The 1,878-nt window shown below is 32.6% G+C and carries 2 protein-coding genes; both read right to left on the reverse strand.

Annotated elements, in window-relative coordinates:
• Positions 1–143: 143 nt before the first annotated feature.
• Positions 144–395 carry an immunity 22 family protein gene (locus BN349_RS24125; protein WP_019243416.1) on the reverse strand — a complete coding sequence of 84 codons (252 nt, stop codon included), beginning with the start codon at positions 393–395 and terminating at the stop codon, positions 144–146.
• Positions 396–671: 276 nt separating this feature from the next.
• A complete protein-coding gene (locus BN349_RS16390) occupies positions 672–1,238 on the reverse strand; it encodes a DUF4256 domain-containing protein (RefSeq protein WP_019243417.1) in 567 nt (188 codons plus the stop codon).
• Positions 1,239–1,878 lie beyond the last annotated feature (640 nt).

Genomic DNA, 1,878 nt, shown 5'->3' on the forward strand with positions numbered 1-1,878 from the left:
AGACGTATTCACAGCAGTATTGGATATAAAACACCTCAAGCTATGGAAGAAGCAGCTAGAAAGATTGCTTAAAAACTTAATTTTTTCGTGTCCAGGATATTGACGTAGATCCATAACAAATTAACTTTGGTAGTATAAAAAAGCTATATAAATCTAATACTTCCTATATATTTAACATTATTCAAGTCATTTTGTCCCTTTGAGTAATATTGAACGTTATAAAGCAAAATAATACTATTAACACTTTGAGTGAATCTTTCTCCTTGGTTTTTTATAAGATTTGGAATAATAACATCTTCATTTAATCCCCTATCAAAATACTCAGCTTCTATAAAATCCTCATCATAATAATCAATTTGAAAATCCTTTTCAAATTCCGATGGTATAGACCCCATCTTCGGTTATGAACCTAATAGATAATTTCGGAAGTCTTTATCTGATTTAAATTTTCCCACCCATAATGATACATAGCCTTCTTGTTCCATCAAATAATTCCTCCTATTAACGAATTATTATAAAATTATATTTGGCTTCTTGGTCAACTACTCTTCCACATTAGCTGCATAACAAAAAAAGAGCTGATTACAGCTCTTGATATAGAAGTAAAGCACATTAAAGCTTTTTCCTAGGTGATCCGTTCTCAAATTCATATTTAGCTGGCTATGTACAATTTAGACCCTTAGAGAGCCGCGGAACCCCCTTGCAGCATAGTAGGAATCTGCTCCATTGTGGTACATAAAGACAGTGTCGTAGCGACGATCACAAAAGATAGCCCCACCAAGTTTTCTAATATTAGCAGGTGTTTGCACCCAGCTCGAGGTTTTCATATCGAAATTTTCAAGTTTCTGCAGTTCCCTGTATTGTTCTTCCGTTAAAATTTCAATGCCTATGGCAGCTGCCATATCAATAGCGTTATTCTCTGGTTTGTGTTTTTTCCTTGACTCCAGTGCTTCACGGTCATAACAAACACTTCTGCGACCTTTAGGACTTTCCGCTGAACAATCATAAAAAATGTATTCGCCCGTATTTTGATCCTGGTCAACAACATCTGGTTCGCCACCAGTTTCTTCCATTTCATTAAGTGACCACAGTTTTTCAGTATTAGCTTCGAGCTTAGCCTGTACCTTCGCCCATTCAAGTTCCTTATGGCGGTTCATGTTTTTCTCAAAACGGGCTTTCAAAGTTTGAATTATTTCTTCATGTTGTTCTAATGACAACTCCTTATTTTTCTTTGTCATAATCGTTTCCCCCTTATTAATTTTACTCATAGTGGTTTAAGGACTAAACTGCTCTATTTGCTCAATAAGATTAAACAACTTTATTATTATTAAAGGTCTTTATTGTAAGTTAAACAACTATACTATCACTCAATAATATTATTCGCAATATCCATAATTCTTAGTCCCCTTTCAAAATCCGTTCGTATACCTCATAAGATAAATATATAGATATTAGTTGCTCATATATTAAAGGGAAGTTTCTTAACAAAGTTTCAAGTTAATGTGATAACAAAGAAACTATGACGGCTAGCAAAAGGTTTTAAAAGAAATCTTTCCTTATATATTCCCGCTCGATTTTCAAAATCCTTCTTGAGCTAACCTGTCCAAATAGTGACATAAGAAAAACGATCCTTCATAATGAAGAATCTCTCCTCTTAGCTCTATTAAATATAGTATGTTTATATATATTATTTTTACAAATGTTAGATTAGGGATTATGAATATACTATGTTATACTTAACCTACCATTTTGATTACTTTTGTTTTAGTTTTTGTTGCATGTAAACCCCATTCAATAATTGAATGGGGTTTTTTACTTATAAAATTTAATGAAATAAAAAAAGACCCTATAAGAGGGTCTTTCATCAGCTAATATTAA

This window comes from Bacillus sp. AP8, from assembly GCF_000321185.1.
GTDB classification, from domain to species: Bacteria; Bacillota; Bacilli; order Bacillales; family DSM-1321; genus Bacillus_AD; species Bacillus_AD massilioanorexius.

Bases quoted from the DNA above. Each gene is read 5' to 3' on its own strand.
- BN349_RS24125 (WP_019243416.1), bottom strand. From the start codon at position 395: ATGGGGTCTATACCATCGGAATTTGAAAAGGATTTTCAAATTGATTAT.
- BN349_RS16390 (WP_019243417.1), bottom strand. From the start codon at position 1,238: ATGACAAAGAAAAATAAGGAGTTGTCATTAGAACAACATGAAGAAATA.